The 16,496-nt window shown below is 64.6% G+C and carries 18 protein-coding genes; 14 read left to right on the plus strand and 4 right to left on the minus strand.

Annotation, left to right across the window (positions count from 1 at the left end):
• Nucleotides 1–39: 39 nt before the first annotated feature.
• From ACYU81_RS09440 to ACYU81_RS09465, 6 genes are all read left to right on the plus strand, one after another.
• Nucleotides 40–768, plus strand: a complete 729-nt coding sequence (locus tag ACYU81_RS09440) for a sterol desaturase family protein (RefSeq protein WP_460988158.1) — start codon at nucleotides 40–42, stop codon at nucleotides 766–768.
• Complete coding sequence (locus tag ACYU81_RS09445; RefSeq protein WP_460987416.1) at nucleotides 765–1,202, plus strand: DUF2141 domain-containing protein; 438 nt, start codon at nucleotides 765–767, stop codon at nucleotides 1,200–1,202. The genes ACYU81_RS09440 and ACYU81_RS09445 overlap by 4 nt, the downstream gene beginning before the upstream one ends.
• Nucleotides 1,203–1,274: 72 nt before the next feature.
• Nucleotides 1,275–2,117: a MipA/OmpV family protein gene (locus tag ACYU81_RS09450; RefSeq protein WP_460987417.1), complete on the plus strand. Its 843-nt coding sequence runs from the start codon at nucleotides 1,275–1,277 to the stop codon at nucleotides 2,115–2,117.
• Between the two features lie 82 nt (nucleotides 2,118–2,199).
• Nucleotides 2,200–3,111: a tetratricopeptide repeat protein gene (locus ACYU81_RS09455; RefSeq protein ID WP_460987418.1), complete on the plus strand. Its 912-nt coding sequence runs from the start codon at nucleotides 2,200–2,202 to the stop codon at nucleotides 3,109–3,111.
• Nucleotides 3,112–3,122: 11 nt separating this feature from the next.
• Nucleotides 3,123–3,734: an LON peptidase substrate-binding domain-containing protein gene (locus ACYU81_RS09460; RefSeq protein ID WP_460987419.1), complete on the plus strand. Its 612-nt coding sequence runs from the start codon at nucleotides 3,123–3,125 to the stop codon at nucleotides 3,732–3,734.
• Nucleotides 3,731–3,904 (plus strand): Trm112 family protein, encoded by a 174-nt coding sequence (locus ACYU81_RS09465; RefSeq protein ID WP_460987420.1) that lies wholly within the window; start codon nucleotides 3,731–3,733, stop codon nucleotides 3,902–3,904. Before ACYU81_RS09460 ends, ACYU81_RS09465 begins: the two co-directional genes overlap by 4 nt.
• Before the next feature lie 62 nt (nucleotides 3,905–3,966).
• Here the strand turns inward: ACYU81_RS09465 and ACYU81_RS09470 are convergent, their stop codons facing one another.
• Nucleotides 3,967–4,575, minus strand: a complete 609-nt coding sequence (locus tag ACYU81_RS09470) for a TlpA family protein disulfide reductase (RefSeq protein ID WP_460987421.1) — start codon at nucleotides 4,573–4,575, stop codon at nucleotides 3,967–3,969.
• Between the two features lie 58 nt (nucleotides 4,576–4,633).
• On the opposite strand from ACYU81_RS09470, the gene argH reads away from it, so the two are divergent.
• The 5 genes from argH to ACYU81_RS09495 are packed head-to-tail and all read left to right on the plus strand — an operon-like array spanning nucleotide 4,634 to nucleotide 9,260.
• Nucleotides 4,634–6,001: an argininosuccinate lyase gene (gene argH, locus ACYU81_RS09475; protein WP_460987422.1), complete on the plus strand. Its 1,368-nt coding sequence runs from the start codon at nucleotides 4,634–4,636 to the stop codon at nucleotides 5,999–6,001.
• Nucleotides 5,998–6,258, plus strand: a complete 261-nt coding sequence (locus ACYU81_RS09480; protein WP_460987423.1) for a hypothetical protein — start codon at nucleotides 5,998–6,000, stop codon at nucleotides 6,256–6,258. The genes argH and ACYU81_RS09480 overlap by 4 nt, the downstream gene beginning before the upstream one ends.
• A 25-nt stretch (nucleotides 6,259–6,283) precedes the next feature.
• On the plus strand, nucleotides 6,284–7,549 hold the full coding sequence (lysA, locus tag ACYU81_RS09485; RefSeq protein ID WP_460987424.1) for a diaminopimelate decarboxylase: 1,266 nt from the start codon (nucleotides 6,284–6,286) through the stop codon (nucleotides 7,547–7,549).
• A complete protein-coding gene (locus ACYU81_RS09490) occupies nucleotides 7,549–8,307 on the plus strand; it encodes a precorrin-2 dehydrogenase/sirohydrochlorin ferrochelatase family protein (RefSeq protein WP_460987425.1) in 759 nt (252 codons plus the stop codon). Before lysA ends, ACYU81_RS09490 begins: the two co-directional genes overlap by 1 nt.
• The gene (locus tag ACYU81_RS09495) at nucleotides 8,304–9,260 is read left to right on the plus strand and encodes a zinc transporter ZntB (RefSeq protein WP_460987426.1); all 957 of its coding nucleotides are present in this window, start codon (nucleotides 8,304–8,306) and stop codon (nucleotides 9,258–9,260) included. The genes ACYU81_RS09490 and ACYU81_RS09495 overlap by 4 nt, the downstream gene beginning before the upstream one ends.
• Nucleotides 9,261–9,273: 13 nt before the next feature.
• On the opposite strand, the gene ACYU81_RS09500 is transcribed toward ACYU81_RS09495, so the two are convergent.
• Together ACYU81_RS09500 and ACYU81_RS09505 are read right to left on the minus strand one after the other, a co-directional pair.
• Complete coding sequence (locus tag ACYU81_RS09500) at nucleotides 9,274–9,897, minus strand: response regulator transcription factor (protein ID WP_460987427.1); 624 nt, start codon at nucleotides 9,895–9,897, stop codon at nucleotides 9,274–9,276.
• 52 nt (nucleotides 9,898–9,949) lie between these two features.
• Nucleotides 9,950–10,621, minus strand: a complete 672-nt coding sequence (locus ACYU81_RS09505; RefSeq protein WP_460987428.1) for a TetR/AcrR family transcriptional regulator — start codon at nucleotides 10,619–10,621, stop codon at nucleotides 9,950–9,952.
• A gap of 89 nt (nucleotides 10,622–10,710) precedes the next feature.
• On the opposite strand from ACYU81_RS09505, the gene ACYU81_RS09510 reads away from it, so the two are divergent.
• The 3 genes from ACYU81_RS09510 to ACYU81_RS09520 are packed head-to-tail and all read left to right on the plus strand — an operon-like array spanning nucleotide 10,711 to nucleotide 14,898.
• Nucleotides 10,711–12,222, plus strand: coding sequence for an efflux transporter outer membrane subunit (locus ACYU81_RS09510; RefSeq protein WP_460987429.1), 1,512 nt, complete (start codon nucleotides 10,711–10,713; stop codon nucleotides 12,220–12,222).
• Entirely contained in the window at nucleotides 12,215–13,363 is a 1,149-nt protein-coding gene (locus ACYU81_RS09515; protein ID WP_460987430.1) for an EmrA/EmrK family multidrug efflux transporter periplasmic adaptor subunit, read from the plus strand. Before ACYU81_RS09510 ends, ACYU81_RS09515 begins: the two co-directional genes overlap by 8 nt.
• 38 nt (nucleotides 13,364–13,401) lie before the next feature.
• A complete protein-coding gene (locus tag ACYU81_RS09520) occupies nucleotides 13,402–14,898 on the plus strand; it encodes a DHA2 family efflux MFS transporter permease subunit (protein WP_460988159.1) in 1,497 nt (498 codons plus the stop codon).
• Here the strand turns inward: ACYU81_RS09520 and ACYU81_RS09525 are convergent.
• The gene (locus ACYU81_RS09525; RefSeq protein ID WP_460987431.1) at nucleotides 14,895–16,472 is read right to left on the minus strand and encodes an ABC-F family ATP-binding cassette domain-containing protein; all 1,578 of its coding nucleotides are present in this window, start codon (nucleotides 16,470–16,472) and stop codon (nucleotides 14,895–14,897) included. The two genes, ACYU81_RS09520 and ACYU81_RS09525, sit on opposite strands and share 4 nt — an antisense overlap.
• Nucleotides 16,473–16,496 lie beyond the last annotated feature (24 nt).

The raw sequence follows: 16,496 nt of genomic DNA on the forward strand, positions 1-16,496 counted from the left end.
GGGGTGACGGGCCGGGCGCTGCTGCCTATAGTCGATCCCATGCTGGCCGCGATCCTTCTTTCCGCTCTTGCCATGAGCGCGATCGTGGCGGTGCGCTATTTGGTCACCAGCGGCGGCTTTGCGCTGGCGACGCGTGTCCGGCAGCCGGGACTCTATGCCGGGCTGGACCCGCAGATTCGGCGGGAGATTGCGTGGTCGCTGGCATCGGCGCTGATTTACGGCATTCCGGCGGGCGTGGTCGCCTGGGGATGGCAGGCGCAGGGCTGGACGCGTATCTATACCGACGTCGCGGCCTATCCGCTCTGGTATCTGCCTATATCCGTGCTGCTATACCTCGCGGCGCATGACAGTTGGTTTTACTGGACGCATCGCTGGATGCACCGGCCGCGCCTGTTCCGCGCCGCCCATGCCGTGCATCATGCGAGCCGCCCGCCAACGGCCTGGGCGGCGATGAGCTTTCATCCATGGGAAGCGTTGAGCGGCGCCATCGTCATTCCGGCGCTGGTGTTCCTGATCCCCATTCATGTTGCGGCGCTGGGCTGTGTGCTGGCGATCATGACGGTGATGGGCGTGTCGAACCATATGGGGTGGGAGATGTTTCCGCGCTGGATGGTGCAGGGACCGGCGGGCCGCTGGCTGATCACTGCCAGCCATCATCAACGGCATCATGAACAATATAATTGCAATTACGGGCTTTATTTTCGTGTCTGGGACCGGCTGTGCGGGACCGACCGGGGACTGGGCGATTTTAGGAAGATGCACGGATGAAGGAAAAATTGCTGCTCGCGGCCGGGGCCATGTTGATTCTGCCCGGCGCCGCGCCGGTGGGCCAGCCGCAGCCGATCAGCATCGAGGTTGAAGGCCTGCGATCGCACAAGGGAAATCTGCTGGTCTGCGTCGCGCGCTCGCCCGCCTATTTTCCCGATTGCAGCCATGATCCCGACAAGCGCCATCTGGTCGTCGCCGCCACATCGGCGGCGATCCCGCTGGGCGATCTGGCGCCCGGAACCTATGGCGTCGCGATCATCCATGATGAAAATGGCAATGGGAAGCTCGACACGTTCGCCGGTATCCCGCGCGAGGGCGTGGGCTTTTCCCGAAACCCGGCCATCCGGTTCGGCGCGCCCAGTTTCCGATCTGCGCAATTTACCGTGACCGGGTCGGCGATGCGTCAGGACATAAAGGTCAAATATTTCCTCTGATTGCATCCATCCGGAACTGTAATGGCAGCGAAACATTCTAAACGCTGACCATTTAGATGGAACAGGGGATTTATGAACCATCGACAGATATTGTTCGCGGGCCTTGCCTTTATTGCGCTGGGTGCCGCCGACACCGCTTTTGCCCAAACGAACGACAGCAACGTGCTGACCGTCGGGATCGGCGCCGCCGTCATTCCCAGCTATGAAGGGTCGGACGACTATCGGGTGATCCCCGTCCCGCAGCTGCGCGGCAAGGTGAGCGATTTTGCCTTCTGGACCCGCGGGCCGAGCCTGTATTTCGATGTCATTCCCAATCGGGGGCAGGATATCGACCTGCAATTGGGGCCAGTGGCGGGCGTCCGTTTCGATCGGTCGAGCCGCAAGAATATCAAGGATGCCGCAGTGCGCGCGCTTGGCGAACGCGATAAGGCGGTGGAGCTTGGCGGCTTTGTCGGCATCGGCAAGACCGGCGTTCTCACCAGCGCCTACGACAATCTGTCCGTCCGCGTTGCTGTGACGAAGGATGTCGCGGGCGCACATGAAAGCTTCATCGTGACGCCAGCGATCGAATATTTCACCCCGCTGTCCACGCGCAGTTTCGTGGGTCTGGGCGTGTCGGCCGATTATGTGGGCAAGAAATATGGCCGCTATTATTATGATGTCGATGCCGCCGGGGCGCTGGCGTCCGGTCTGCCGGAATATTCGCGCGCGGGCGATGGCTCGGGTTTCAAGAAGGTCGGCGTCAACCTGACCGGCGGCCTGTCATTGTCGGGCGATATTCGTAAAGGCTGGGCGCTGTTCGCGCTGGGCGGCTATTCGCGGATGCTGGGTGCCTATGCGGACTCACCCATCGTCAGCATCGCGGGTTCCAGGAATCAATGGATCGGCGCAGTCGGCGTCGGCTATACCTTCTGATCTTGTGCGGATAGGGTGACGCCCCACATAAGGCGCTGTATGGACGCGGCACCCAAGCGCAACAAGGCAGGAGAATACGGCAGTGGCGACCCTAGGAATGAGCGACACCGATAAAGCAGCGGTGGAGGCGTTCCGCCGTGACGTGGTGGACCCGTCGCGCACCAGCCTGGTCATTGTCGATTTCTGGGCGGAATGGTGTGGCCCGTGCAAGCAGCTGACGCCGGTCATCGAAAAGGTTTGCGCCGACTATGCGTCCAAAGGCGTGAAGCTGGTGAAGATCAACGTCGATGAGGATAAGTTCATCGCCGCCCAGTTTCGTGTCCAGTCGATCCCGACCGTCTATGCCGTGTTCCAGGGCCAGCCGGTCGCTGACCTGAGCCAGGCACGCACCGAGGGGCAGTTGAAGCAATATCTCGACCAGTTGCTGGCGCAGTTGCCGATCGAATCGGATGAGAAGACGCAGCTGGAGGAAATCGCCCCGCTGATTGAAATGGGCGAGGAAATGTTGGCGGGTGGGGAGCCAGACCGCGCGCTTTCGGTGTTCGAGCAGGTTGGCCAGATGGTGCCTGACAATGCGGATGTCGCTTCCGGGCATGCGCGCGCTTTGGTGGCGCTTGGGCGGCTGGACGAAGCGGAGGCCGTGCTCGCCGCTTTGCCCGCCGATGTCGCCAAAGATCAGGCGATCGACCGCGCCCGCGCCGCCCTTGCTTTGGCGCGGGACGCCAAGCCCGTTTCCGACCTGTCCGGGGTCGAGGCGAAGGTTGCCGCCAATCCCGATGATCATGATGCACGCTTCGAACTGGCGGGCGGCCTGATGGCGAATGGCGAGCGGGATCGTGCCGCCGAGGAACTGCTGGAGATCATCCGCCGCGACCGCGAATGGAATGAAGGCGCGGCAAAGGCGCAACTGCTCAAGCTGTTCGAGGCCACCGGCCTTGAAGACCCGTGGGTCGCGGGGCAGCGGCGGAAATTGTCGCAGATCCTCTTTTCCTGACGGCGCGGCCGGTGAACCGCGCCCGCGTCTCCATCTTTCCGTTGTCCGGGGCGCTGTTGCTGCCGGGCATGGACATGCCGCTGCACATATTCGAGCCGCGTTACCGGGCGCTGATCCATGATGCCATGGCGCGGGACCGGCGCATCGGCATGATCCAGCCGCGTGGGGAGGGGGCCAAGCCCGCCCTGTACGATGTCGGATGCTTGGGCCGGATCAGCGAATTCGAAGTGCTGGATGACGGCCGTTTCAACATCATATTGGAAGGGCTGGCGCGTTTTCGGGTGATCCGCGAACTCGACGTCACCACCGCCTTTCGCCAGATCGAGGCCGATGTCGAGCAAGCGCCGGAGGATGAGGTGCTTCACGCCGTCGAGCGCGCGGCGCTTGAACAGGAATCGCGGCGCTTTGCCGAAGCATTGGGCTATGTCGTGGACTGGACCGCCGTGTCGCGGCTCGACGACACGTCCCTGGTGAACGGCATAGCCCAGATCGCGCCATTCGATCCGGCCGCCAAGCAGACCTTGCTAGAGGCGGACAGCCTAAGCGAGCGGTGCGACCGGATCATTCAGCTGATGCAGATCGTTGGCCGGATGGAGCCTGATGGCGGGGCGACGATGCAATGATTTCGCCGGACCCTTATCTGTTGGCGAAGCTGGTCTGCCCTGTGACGCGGACGCCGTTGCGATGGGATGCTGAGAGCAGCGAGCTTGTTTCGGAGGCGGCGGGTTTGGCCTTTCCGGTGCGTGATGGCGTGCCGGTGCTGGTGGTGCGGGAAGCGAGGTCGCTAGGTTAGAAAATCCTCCCCATCGAAAGATGGGGAGGGGGACCATGCGAAGCATGGTGGAGGATTTGACTCTAAGACTCCAAAGCCGTCTCGATCAGATCCCGGCCTTCCTTACTGTTCCAGTCCATCGCGCCGATCACGCGCAACATCTCCTTGCCCTGCCGGTCGTACAGCACGGTGGTGGGCAGCATGCCGGTCGCATAGTGGAAGCCGAACTGGTTTTCCGGATCGATGAAGCTCTTAAGGTGCGGCAGCGCATGCTTGGCGAAGAAGGGTTTCACCACGCTTTCGCCCTGGCTGTCCTGAGATATGGTCAGCACGGCCAGACCCTTGGCCCCGTACGCCTTGGCGACGGCATCGAGCGTTGGCATTTCCGCGATGCAGGGCGCGCACCATGTCGCCCACAGGTTCACCAGCAACGGCTTGCCCGCGAAATCCTGCAAGGTGGCGTCCTTGCCATCCGGCCCGGCGAAGGCGAAATCGGGGGCGCGGGTGCCTGCCTTTGAACGGTCGAGCGTGAAGCTGAACGCGCCCTTGCCGCTTTGCGGGGCGGCCGTCCCCTCTCTGGGCGCCTCGCCGCTTGTCGGGGGGACTGGCGCGCTGCTATTGGCTTGATCTTGCCCCGCGCCCGGCGATTGCCTATCGCACGCGCCGAGGCCAGCCAGCAGGAGCAGTGTCATTACGCAGGGCAAAGTTGATCGGGACGGGGAAGGTCGCACGGGAGACGGCTCCAACAGCATGTGGGGCGGACGCTTCGCAGCTGGTCCGGCTTCGGTCATGCGCGAGATAAATGCCTCCATCCCGTTCGACAAGCGATTGTGGAAGCAGGACATCGCCGGGTCCAAGGCGCACGTGGCGATGCTGGCCAAACAGGGCATCGTCGAAGGCGAGGACGCGCAGGCGATTACCGAAGGGCTGAACCGCATCGCTGCCGAATATGAAGCGAATGGCGTGCCAGTTAATCTGGACCTTGAAGACATCCACATGGTGACCGAGTCCCGGCTGGCCGAACTGATCGGCCCGGCTGCGGGACGGCTGCATACCGCGCGGTCGCGCAATGATCAGGTGGCGACGGACTTCCGCCTGTGGGTGCGCGACGCCATTGATGAGGTGCAGGCGGGGCTTGAGGCGCTGCAACAGGCGCTGCTCGCTCGTGCGGAGGAGCATGTCGACGCGGTGATGCCGGGCTTCACGCACCTTCAGTCCGCGCAGCCGGTGACGCTGGGCCATCACCTGATGGCTTATTATGAGATGGTGCGCCGTGATCGCAGCCGCTTTGCCGATGCGCGCGACCGGCTGAACGAATGCCCGCTGGGCGCGGCGGCGCTGGCCGGGACGGGTTTCCCGATCGATCGGCATGCGACGGCGGCGGCGCTGGGCTTTGCCAAGCCGACCGACAATAGCCTCGACAGCGTCAGCGACCGCGACTTCGCGCTCGATTATCTGATGGCGGCGACACAATGCAGCCTTCATTTGTCGCGCCTCGCGGAAGAGTTCATTATCTGGGCGAGCCAGCCCTTCGGCTTCGTGAAGTTGCCCGACGCCTATTCGACCGGCAGCTCGATCATGCCGCAAAAGCGCAATCCCGACGCCGCCGAACTGGTGCGCGGCCATGCCGGGCGGATCATGGGCTGCATGACGGCGCTTTGCGTCACGATGAAGGGCCTGCCGCTCGCCTATTCCAAGGACATGCAGGACGACAAGCCGCCAGTGTTCGAGGCGCATGACCTGCTGGGCCTGTCCATCGCGGCGATGACCGGGATGATCGAGACGGTGTCGTTCCGCACCGATCGCATGCGCGGCCTTGCCGAAAGCGGCTTTGCCACCGCCACCGACCTGGCCGACTGGCTGGTCCGCGAAGCCAATGTGCCGTTCCGCGAGGCGCATCATATCACCGGCCGCGCCGTCGCGGCGGCGGAGAGCGCGGGCACGCCGCTCGCCGACCTGCCGATCGAGACGCTGAAAGCGATTGACGCCCGCATCGATGAGCGCATCTATGCGGTGCTGACGGTCGATGCGTCGGTCGCGAGCCGCAAAAGCCATGGCGGCACCGCGCCCGATCAGGTGCGCGCGCGGATCACCCAGGCGCGGAAGGAACAGGCATGAGGATCGCCATCAGCCGGAACGTCGCCTTCGCCCTGCTGGCGCTTGGGGTTGCCGCCTGTGGCGGACGTCAGCCGTTAAAGCCGGTCGCAGGGCAGAAAATGCCTGCGGTGCCGGTCGGCGCGGTGGCTGCCCCCACCGCGCAGCAGCTCATGACCCCATCCATGCAGTCGCGGCCCGAGCGGAGCGTCGACATCCTCTCGCAGTCGGAGGAGCGCAAGGATGATCCGTTCAACCTGCCGCCCGAAAACCAGCCCTGACAAGATTCGCTAGGACAAAAGAGCCTTGGACCATTTCGACTATGTGAACGGCGCCATGCATGTGGAGCAGGTGCCGATGGCGGACATCGCGCAGGCGGTCGGCACGCCGGTCTATATCTATTCGACCGCTACCCTGACGCGCCACGTCAATGTCTTTCGAGAGGCCCTGTCGCGGCTGGACGATCCGCTGATCGCCTTTGCGGTGAAGGCCAATCCCAATGGCGCGGTGCTGGCGACGCTGGCGAAGCTGGGGCTGGGCGCTGACGTGGTGTCGGGTGGCGAGCTGCTGCGCGCGATCGCGGCGGGCATTCCGGCCAACCGCATTGTCTTTTCAGGCGTCGGCAAGACCGCCGAAGAGATGAGGCTGGCGCTGGAGCATGGCATCTACCAGTTCAATCTGGAGAGCGAGCCGGAAGCCGAGATGCTGTCGGAAGTCGCGGTATCCATGGGCAGACAAGCGCCCGTTGCCTATCGGATCAACCCCGATGTGGACGCGGGGACGCACGCCAAGATTTCGACCGGCAAGTCGGAAAACAAGTTCGGCATTCCCTATGATCGGGCGCTGGAAAGCTATGGCGCCGCCCGCGACCTGCCCGGTCTGGATGTGCAGGGCGTCGCCGTCCATATCGGCAGCCAGCTGACCGATCTAGCCCCGCTTGAGGCGGCCTTCACGAAGGTCGGCGTCCTGATCGAAAAGCTGCGCGGCGCTGGGCATGCCATCCGCACCGCCGATCTGGGCGGCGGACTGGGCGTCCCCTACGACCCCTCGCTCCCGATCCCGCCGCTGCCTGCTGTCTATGGCGAGATGGTGACGCGGGTGACGCAGGGCTGGAATGTGCGCCTGATGTTCGAACCGGGCCGGGTCATCGTCGGCAATGCGGGTGCGCTGCTGTCGCGGGTGGTGCGCGTCAAGCAGGGTGCGCAGGCACCGTTCGTCATCGTCGATGCGGCGATGAACGACCTGATGCGGCCCAGCCTTTATGATGCCTGGCACGACATTCGCGCCGTTGATCCTTCGGGCGTGCGGGAGACCGCCAATGTGGTGGGTCCGGTGTGCGAGACGGGCGATACTTTTGCCATGCACCGCGACATGGATGTGGTGCAGGCGGGCGATCTGGTCGCCTTCATGACGGCGGGCGCTTATGGCGCGACCATGGCGGGCACCTATAACAGCCGCCCGCTGACGCCCGAAGTGCTGGTGTCCGGCGACAAATGGGCCGTGGTCCGCGCCCGTCCGCCGATCGAGGCGCTGATCGAGGCGGACAGCATTCCGGACTGGGTGCAGGGCTGATGCAAAGCCTGCCCGTCTTCCTGGTGTTGAAGGGCAGGGCCGTCATCCTGACGGGAAGCGGCGAGGCAGCGGACGCCAAGCGGCGGTTGCTGGAACGGGCGGGCGCGCGCGTCGTCGGGGAGGCTGAGGACGCGGCCATCGCGATCGTTGCCGATGGCGATGATGCGACGGTTGCGCGGCTCAAGGCACGGGGCGTGCTGGTGAACGCGACCGACCGGCCGGAGCTTTGCGATTTCACTCTGCCTGCCATTATCGATCGGGAGCCTGTCTTGATCGCCATCGGCACGGGCGGTGCGTCGGCAGGACTGGCGAAGGCCTTGCGCCAGCGGATCGAGGCAATATTGCCGGAAAAGCTGGGCGCGCTCGCTACCGCGTTGCACGCTGCCCGTGCCGTCATCCGCGCACGCTGGCCCGATGCCAGCGCCCGCCGCCGCGCGATTGATGCCGGGCTGTCGGCTGGCGGTCTGATCGATCCGCTGCGCGAGGATGCCGCTGACGAGGTGCCCCGCTGGCTTGCTCAGCAGGGCGATGCGGAACCCTCCCGTCTTGTCGCGTTGCGCCTGCTGTCGGGCGATCCCGATGACCTGACGCTCCGCGCGGCGCGCCTGCTCGGGGAGGCCGATCGCATCTATCATAGGCCCGATGTGCCAGCGGTGATCCTTGACCGTGCTCGCGCCGACGCTGTGCGCATCCCCGCCACCATGCCGCCGGATGCGCCGGGCGAGGGGCTCTCGCTCTGGCTGGAGATGCCGCAATGAGCCGGGTGTTCGTCAATGAAGGCGGCCATGCCCGCGAAATCTCGCTCGATGATTTTTGCGGGCAGGCCGACCATGCTCCGTTCAGCTGGATTCATGCCGATGGCTGGCGGGAGGATGCGCAAAGCATCGTCTCGCGCTGCGACCATATGCCGCAGGCGGCGCTGTCGGCGCTGTTGGCGCAGGAAACCCGGCCGCGTTGCACCGTGATGGCGCATGGTGCGCTCATCAACCTGCGCGGTCTGGGGGCGGACGCCGAGGCAAGCGGCGATCCGTTGGTGTCGATCCGCCTGTGGGCCGAACATGCGCGCGTAATCACCGTCAGCTACCGCCCGCTCGCGGCGATGGAGCCGGTGGTGAAGCAGATGCTGGCCGGAGAGATTCGCGATCCGGGCGACCTTATCGCCGCCTTTGCGCAGGAAATCACCGAGGCGCTTGATCCGGAAGTCGCGCAACTGGGCGACGATCTGGACGAGATCGAAAGCACGTTGAGCGACAATGGCGCGGCGGAGGTCCGGCGGCAGGTGTCCGAAATCCGGGCGTCGGCGATCAGTTATCGCCGCTTCATCTCACCGCAGCGGCAGGCGCTTGAAAGATTGTCGGCGGCGGATGCGCCCTGGCTTCACCCCGATGACCGGCTGCATTTGCAGGAAGCGGCGGATCGCTGCGCCCGCATGGCGGAGGAGTTGGAAGCGGTGCGCGAACGATCGGCGCTGGCGCATGAAGAGCTGACCGACCTGCGCGCGGAACAGATGAACCGGCAGGCGCTGATCATATCGGTCGTGGCGCTGGTTTTCCTGCCGCTCACCTTTCTGACCGGGCTGCTCGGCATGAACGTCAACGGCATTCCCTTTGCCCATGAAGCCTGGGCCTTTTGGGGCGTGGTAGGGGTCTGCGTCGCGATGGCGATCGGGATTGGCGGCTGGTTCACCGCGACTCGCTGGTTGAAGCGCTGAAACCCTGATCGTTTCAGGGGCGGGCAGCGTTCAGCCGGGCGATTTCATCATTCAACGCCTGGATCGATGAGACCAGCCGCGCCCTGTCGACCTGCATTTCCTCAAGCGCGTCGCGCGTCTCGCCCAGTTCCACGGCGCGTCGCGCAATGCGGGCGTCGAGTTCGGCATTGTGCCGGGTGAGGGCGTTCACCTCATCGGCGCGCTGGCACAAATGGCGGAGCCGCGCGTCCAGCACGTCGAAGTCGAAAGGCTTGGTCACATAATCGTCCGCGCCCGCTTCCAGTGCTTCCACGACGCTGGCGTTATCCTGCTTGCCCGCGATCATCACGAAACTTGCCTGACCGGCAAGTCCAGCGGCGCGGATTTTCTTCATGGTGGCTATGCCCGGCAGGATCGCCAGCCCCATGTCGATCAGGATGATGTCCACCGACCGGCTGAGAAGGCGGTTCAGCGCCACGAAGCCATTTTCGGCCAGCACCACGTCATAATGGATATGGGAAAGGCGACGCGCGATCACGGCGCGGGCCGTGTCGTCTTCCTCGATCAGCAAAAGCCTGCGGCGACGGAGCGGGCGAGCGCTCTTCGCCTTGTCGCTGTCGGTATTGAGCGTCCTCGCAGCGGATTTGAAAAACTGCATGGCGTGCGTCTCCTCACACGCCTTGATCTAGGATAAGTGCGCAAAGAAATGGTTAATGCGATCTTTCGTGTGAAGGTGCTTCCGCTTCGGGCGCATAGGCGCGCAGGAAGCAATCGACCGCAAAAGCCACATCGGCCTCCACTTGCTCGGGCGTGGGCGGCTGGCCATTGCCCCAGATCATCTGCTGGTGACTGCCCGACAAGGTGAGCACAATCAGCGTCCGCGCCGCAAGCTGGGCATCGGCGCGGCGCAATTGGCCCCGCTCCATCGCCCCCTCCAAAAAGCGGGCTAGCAGGTTGCGCGTATATAAGGGCGCAAGCTCCAGGAAAATCTCGCCCATTTTGGGAAAGCGGCTCGACTCCGCCGCTACCAGCCGATGCAGCGCGATCGCGTCTGGTGACGTTACCTTGCGCAGCAGATCATGACTGAAGCGCAGGAGCGTTTGATCAAGTGGACCACCCGTGTCCAGAAGCTGGGCGAGGCTGGCATGATAGGTTTCCGTCGCGTCGCGTAGGACGGCAGCGAACAATTCCTCCTTGCCGGGGAAATAGCTCCACAAGGTGCCCTTCGACCCACCCAGTTCGGCGGCGATGGATGACATGGTGGTCGCGGCATAGCCATTTTCCAGGAATGACCGGCGGGCGACCGCGACGATCGCATCACGGCGATCGCGCCTGTTTGCTTCGCGGCGGGATAGGGAGGCAAGGTCTGCAGGGGCGCTCATAAAGGCGTACCATATAGTACGATTATCTTGTTGACAAGGCCGTGCAGCAGGCGCAAAGGCAGTTTTCATACCACATGGTACAGTTTCTTATGTCCCTAAATCGTCTCAGTAATTCCGCGCATGCCGGGTTTCTGCCGGTCGCGATATTGGCGCTTTCCGCCTGCGCGGCCGTGCCCGATCTCGGCAAGGCGCCCGCGCCCCGGACAGCCTCCAGCATCGCGGCGTCGCAAACGCTGGGGCAGGGCGACGCGCTATGGCCAGCCGATGGATGGTGGAAAAGCTATGGCGACTCGCAACTCGACGCGTTGATGGAGGAGGGACTTGCCGCCTCCCCCGACATCGCTGCCGCTTCCGCGCGTTTCCGCCAAGCATCCGCCGCCGCGCAGCAGGCCGGAGCCCCGCTGCTCCCGTCCGTTGATCTTACCGGATCGGCGGCCGCGACGAAGCAGAGCTATAATATGGGCTTCCCCAAGGACTTTGTGCCCAAAGGCTGGTTGGGTACGGGAAAAGCCGCGCTCGACCTGAATTTCGACCTTGATCTGTGGGGCCGGAACCGGGCGGCGCTGGCTGCCGCCACATCGGAGGCGGAGGCTGCCAACATCGATGCGCAGCAGGCGCGTCTGATGCTGACGACGGGCATCGCCGATGCTTATGCCGACTTGGCCCGCCTGTTCGACCAACGAGCTATCCAGCAACGCGCGCTCGACATCCGATCCGCCAGCCAGAAACTGGTGACGGAGCGGCAGCGTAACGGGCTGGAAACGCGGGGTAGCGTGCGGCAAGCCGATGCGACAGTGTCCGCCGCCCGCGCCGTGCTGGCGGGCATTGACCAATCCATCGCCGTCCGGCGGCATCAGATCGCGGCGCTGATCGGCGCAGGCCCTGATCGCGGCCTTGCCATCACGCAGCCGCATCTGGGCAAGGTCACGGATTTGGGCCTGCCCGCCGATGTCACCACCAACCTGGTGGCACGCCGTCCCGATGTCGCCGCCGCGCTTGCCCGCACGGAAGCGGCCGCCAAGCGCATCAAGGTCGCCCGCGCCGACTTCTTCCCGGCCATTAGCCTCAGCGCCCTCGTCGGGGTGCAGTCACTCGGCTACAATACGTCCTTCCTTGATCCCTCGACGTCGGGTCCGCGCTCTTTCCTCGACACCTTGTTCAGCAAGGATTCGCTGTTCGGCAATGTCGGGCCAGCGATCAGCCTGCCGATCTTTCATGGTGGGGAACTGCGTGGCCGCTATCGTGGCGCGCGGGCGACCTTCGATGAAGCCGTCGCCAATTATGACAAGACCGTCCTCGGCGCCTATCGCGACGTGGCCGACGCCGTCACCGGCCGCCGGATATTGGGTCAGCGGCTGACCGAGGCCCGCGCCGCGCTGGCCGCGTCCGAGGAAGCCTATGCCATAGCGCAGAAGCGCTACAGAGGCGGCCTGTTCACCTTCCTCGACGTTCTGAATGTCGAGGACCAGCTGCTTTCCGCCCGCCAATCCGTCGCGGAGCTTGAAGCGCTGACCTTTTCCACTGACATTGCCCTCATTCGCGCGCTGGGCGGCGGCTTCGCTGCCAGCGGCACATCGTCCAAGGACCTGCCCAATGGCTGATGCAGCCCCTGAATTCACCGCCGATACCGGCAGCGCCGACAAGAGCGCGCGGATGGAGCAGCGCAAGAAGTGGCTGGTTCGCCTTGCCATCGCCGTGTTCGTCATCGGCGCGATCTATGCTCTCTGGTATCTGCTGATCGGCCGCAATCATGTCGGCACGGACAATGCCTATGTGAATGCCGAGATCGCGCAGGTGACGCCGCTCATCTCCGCGCAGGCCGTCGAAGTGCGGGTGACTGACACGCAGGCGGTGAAGCGCGGCGACATATTGGTGCGGCTCGATCCCACCAACGCCCGCATCGCCGTTGCGCAGGCGGAGGCCGACCTTGCCGAGGCGCGCCGCCGCTTCCGCCAGACGGCCGCGACCAGTTCATCGCTCGCCGCCCAGGTTCAGGCGCGCGGTGCCGACATCACGCAGGCCGGCGCGCAGCTCGCCGCGGCGCAGGCCGATTATGACAAGGCGCGCATCGACCTTCAGCGGCGCGAGGCACTGGCGCCCGAAGGTGCTGTCTCGGGCGAAGAAGTCACCAGCGCGCGCAAGGCATTTGCCGCCGCCCGCGCGGGCCTTGAACAGGCGCGCGCAGGCGTGGCGACGGCACGCGCAACTCAGGGCGCGGCCGAAGGTCAGCTCGCCGCCAATGATGCCCTTGTCAGTGGTTCGACGGTCGAAACGGACCCCGCCGTCCTCGCAGCCAAGGCAAAGTTGGAAAATGCCCGGCTCGACCTTGGCCGCACGATCATCCGCGCGCCGATCGATGGCGTGGTGACGCGCCGTCAGGTGCAGGTCGGCCAGCGCGTCGCGCAGGGCAGCCCGATCATGAGCATCGTCCCGCTCAGCCAAGTCTATGTCGATGCCAATTTCAAGGAACGGCAGCTGCGCCGCGTGCGCGTCGGCATGCCCGCCACGGTCATTGCCGACATCTACGGCGGCGACGTCGTTTATCATGGCAAGGTCATCGGCTTTTCGGGCGGCACCGGATCGTCGCTGGCGCTGATCCCCGCGCAAAATGCGACCGGCAACTGGATCAAGGTGGTTCAGCGCCTGCCCGTGCGCATCGCGCTGGATCCCAAGGAACTTGCTGCGCACCCGCTCCGCGTGGGCCTCTCGACCGAGGTCGAGATCGACCTTTCGGGCGCCTGAGGAGCCACGCGGTGACGGAGGCGGCGGAAAGATTTTTCATGGACCCCCGGCGGCGGATGCTGGCCGGGTTCGTGCTGGCGCTCAGCAATTTCATGGTCGTGCTGGACCTGACGATCGCGAACGTCTCGGTGCCGCACATCGCTGGGAACCTTGGCATTTCGCCTGACCAGGGCACCTGGATCATCACGTCCTATGCTGTGGCGGAGGCGATCTGTGTGCCGCTTACCGGCTGGCTCGCCCAGCGGTTCGGCACGGTGCGCCTGTTCATCTGGGGCATGATCGGCTTCGGGCTCTTCTCGCTTCTCTGCGGCCTTTCGACGACGCTCGGCATGATCGTCGCCTGCCGTATCGGACAGGGGCTGTGCGGCGGCCCGCTGATGCCGATGTCGCAAACCCTGTTGATGCGCATCTTTCCCGCCGAACAGCGGGCCAAGGTGATGGGATTGTGGGCCATGACCACGCTCGCTGGCCCAGCGGTGGGGCCGATCATCGGTGGCTATATCAGCGACAATTGGAGCTGGCACTGGATCTTCTTCATCAACCTGCCGATCGCGGTGGTGTGCGTGTTCGCCGCGATGGTGCTGCTGCGCCCCGCCGAAACGGAACGGCATAAGCTCCCCATCGACTTTATCGGCCTCGCTTTGCTCATATTCTGGATCGGCTGCCTCCAGATTATGCTCGACACCGGCCGCGACCATGACTGGTTTGGCGATCCGATGATTGTCGCGCTGGCCGTGATGGCCGGGATCGGCTTCCTCGTCTTCATCATCTGGGAACTGACGGAGGAGCATCCGATCGTCGATCTGCGGGTGTTCCGCCATATCGGCTTCACATCAGGCGTGCTGACATTGTCGCTATGCTTCGGCGCCTATTTCGCCGGCATCGTGATCATCCCGCAATGGCTTCAGATGTCCATGGGCTATCCCGCCTATTCGGCAGGTTTCGTCACCGCCTTCACGGCCATGACCGCGATCTTCGCCGCACCCTTTGCGGGCCGCGCGGTCGGCAAGATCGATGTGCGCCTGCTGATATCGGGTTCGGTGATCTGGATGGGTATGGTCACCATGTGGCGTTCGGGCTGGACCAGCACGGCCGACTTCTGGACTTTGGCCATGCCGCAGGTCGTGCAGGGCTTTGCCATGCCTTTCTTCATGATCCCGCTGACCACCCTGACGCTGGGATCGGTGCGGCCGGAAGAAACGGCGTCGGCGGCGGGCATGCAAAGCTTCCTGCGCACGCTGGCGGTCGCGATATCCACCTCCATCGTGCTGACCGGCTGGGGCAATGGCCAGCGAACCGCGCGCAATGAAATGGTGTCGGCACTTGATCCGGGCGTCGGATCGCAGCTGGCCGGTTCCGGGCTGTCGGCTGAGCAGACGCCGCAGATGATCGCCAATCTGGTCGATCAGCAAGCGACCATTTTGTCGATGAACCATGTCTTCTTCGTGGCGGCACTGGTCCTCTTCCTGGCAGGCGCGCTGGTCTGGTTCGCGCCCAAGCCGACCGGGCAGGTGGACATGTCGGCGGCGCATTAGAGCAAGCCTATCTCCCGGTCGATGCCGATAGCGCGCAGGAAAGCCGCGTCATGGCTCACCACGATCAGCGCGCCGTCATAACCGCGCAGGCCCTGTTCGATCGCCGCGATGCTGTCGAGGTCGAGATGATTGGTCGGCTCGTCCAGCATCAGCAGCGGCGGCAAGGTGGCGCCTCCCAGCACGCAGGCCAGCCCGGCGCGCAACAACTGCCCGCCGCTAAGGCTACCCGCCTGTTGCAACGCCAGATCTGCCCGAAAACGGAACCGCGCCAGCGCCGCCCGCACTTCGTTATGCGTCGCGCTTGGGTGCAGCCGGGCGAAATTATCCGCAATGCTGGCGCGTGGATCGAGCAGTTCCACCCTCTGGTCCAGCAGCGCGCAGCCCACCGGCCGCTCGACCTTCCCCGCCAAGGGAGGCAGGCTGCCCGCGATCACATGGAGCAGCGTTGATTTGCCCGCGCCATTGGGGCCAGTGATCGCGATCCGTTCCGGCCCGTTGACGCTCAGGGACAGCTCCCGCAGGACCGGCGCACTGGCATCATGACCTGCCGTCACATGGTCCAGCGTCACGATCCTCTGGCCAGACTGAACGGCGGTGGAGGGCAGGGCAACGGTCAGGCTCTCGACCACCTCGATCCGCTGCCGTGCCGTCTCTGCCGCCTGCATGGCTTCCCGCCGCAGACGCTCCGCCAGCCGCGCCGCTTCGCCACCTGAACCCTCGGCCCGATCCTTCCTCAAACCGATCAATATGCGCGGCATGTCGCCCTTGGCGCCCTTGCGCGCCCCGGCGGCATCGCGCCGCTGCTTGCGCTCGGCCGCGATCTGCGTCCGCTTGGCGATGTCCTTCCGATGCCGTTCGGCATGGGCCAAGTCCTGCTCGGCCGCCGCGAGTTCGACCGCCTTGCGCTCCTGCCATGAAGAGAAGTTGCCGCCATGACGGCTGATGCCCAGCGTCGTCAGCTCGGCAATCGCCTCCATCTCCTCCAGCAGCGCCCGGTCATGGCTGACCACGATCGCACCGGCCCGCCATCGCCCCAGCAAAGCGATCAGCGCCGCGCGCCCCTCCGCGTCCAGATTATTGGTCGGCTCGTCCAGCAGCAGGAAATCGGGGCGGGCAAAGATCGCTCCGGCCAGCGCCGCCCGCGTCCGCTGACCGCCCGACAATTGGGCGAGCGGTGTATCGGGTTCTACGCTCAGCCCAACTTCCGCCAATGCTTCCTCGATCCGCGAAGGCAGCGTCCAGTCGCATGCTTCCAGTTCGGCCATGTCCGCATCGCCCCGCTCGGCCTTGGAGAGCAGCGCCATAGCCTCCCGCACACCGAACAAATCCGCGATCGTCTCGCCCGGCTCGACCTGCACCGTCTGCCGCAGTTCGGCCACCGTCCCGTCCAGCTGAACACTGCCGCCGCTGGGCTTCAGTCTGCCGGAAACAAGCGCAAGCAGCGTCGATTTGCCGACGCCATTGCGTCCGACAAGTCCGATCCGCTCGGAAGTGAAACGAAAATCGAGGTCCGAAAGGACGGCGGTCCCGTCAGGCGCGGACCAACTTAAACGAGAGAGAATAATCGCAGGCATGGACAAAAAACTTCCTGAAAGCAG

This window comes from Sphingobium sp. TomTYG75 (assembly GCF_054771635.1).

Coding starts and splice junctions, on each gene's coding strand:
- ACYU81_RS09480 (WP_460987423.1), top strand. CDS start 5,998: ATGAGGATCGCCATCAGCCGGAACGTCGCCTTCGCCCTGCTGGCGCTT.
- argH (WP_460987422.1), top strand. CDS start 4,634: ATGTGGGGCGGACGCTTCGCAGCTGGTCCGGCTTCGGTCATGCGCGAG.
- ACYU81_RS09520 (WP_460988159.1), top strand. CDS start 13,402: ATGGACCCCCGGCGGCGGATGCTGGCCGGGTTCGTGCTGGCGCTCAGC.
- ACYU81_RS09525 (WP_460987431.1), bottom strand. CDS start 16,472: ATGCCTGCGATTATTCTCTCTCGTTTAAGTTGGTCCGCGCCTGACGGG.
- ACYU81_RS09490 (WP_460987425.1), top strand. CDS start 7,549: ATGCAAAGCCTGCCCGTCTTCCTGGTGTTGAAGGGCAGGGCCGTCATC.
- ACYU81_RS09505 (WP_460987428.1), bottom strand. CDS start 10,621: ATGAGCGCCCCTGCAGACCTTGCCTCCCTATCCCGCCGCGAAGCAAAC.
- ACYU81_RS09440 (WP_460988158.1), top strand. CDS start 40: ATGCTGGCCGCGATCCTTCTTTCCGCTCTTGCCATGAGCGCGATCGTG.
- ACYU81_RS09450 (WP_460987417.1), top strand. CDS start 1,275: ATGAACCATCGACAGATATTGTTCGCGGGCCTTGCCTTTATTGCGCTG.
- ACYU81_RS09495 (WP_460987426.1), top strand. CDS start 8,304: ATGAGCCGGGTGTTCGTCAATGAAGGCGGCCATGCCCGCGAAATCTCG.
- ACYU81_RS09465 (WP_460987420.1), top strand. CDS start 3,731: ATGATTTCGCCGGACCCTTATCTGTTGGCGAAGCTGGTCTGCCCTGTG.
- ACYU81_RS09515 (WP_460987430.1), top strand. CDS start 12,215: ATGGCTGATGCAGCCCCTGAATTCACCGCCGATACCGGCAGCGCCGAC.
- ACYU81_RS09445 (WP_460987416.1), top strand. CDS start 765: ATGAAGGAAAAATTGCTGCTCGCGGCCGGGGCCATGTTGATTCTGCCC.
- ACYU81_RS09500 (WP_460987427.1), bottom strand. CDS start 9,897: ATGCAGTTTTTCAAATCCGCTGCGAGGACGCTCAATACCGACAGCGAC.
- ACYU81_RS09470 (WP_460987421.1), bottom strand. CDS start 4,575: ATGACACTGCTCCTGCTGGCTGGCCTCGGCGCGTGCGATAGGCAATCG.
- ACYU81_RS09510 (WP_460987429.1), top strand. CDS start 10,711: ATGTCCCTAAATCGTCTCAGTAATTCCGCGCATGCCGGGTTTCTGCCG.